The sequence below is a fragment of the Streptomyces sp. ATLC9 genome (assembly GCF_057196705.1).
The window spans coordinates 1-266 of record NZ_JBXUOY010000637.1; the positions used below are offsets into that span (position 1 = coordinate 1).

Here is a 266-nt window from a genome sequence, read left to right on the forward strand (position 1 = left end):
CGCCCGCTGGCTGGACCTGGCCACCCGCGAGGTCGTCGGCTACGCCATGGCCGACCACCACCGCGCCGAGCTCGTCGTCGACGCTCTCGACATGGCCCACGGCCGCAGCGGACTGGAGCCCGGCCGCGTGATCCACAGCGATCGCGGCAGCGAATACACATCAGCACAATTCCGAGACCGAATAGAGGAGTTGGGGCTGCGGCAGAGCTGCGGACGCACCGGATCCTGTTTCGACAACGCCGCCGCGGAGAGCTTCTGGGCCCTGC

General features: G+C 69.2%; 1 protein-coding gene. It reads left to right on the forward strand.

Translation table 11 applies throughout. From position 1 onward, the window contains the following. A partial coding sequence (locus tag AC2CJA_RS27430) for a transposase (RefSeq protein ID WP_484605304.1) occupies positions 1-266 on the forward strand: 266 nt, incomplete at both ends.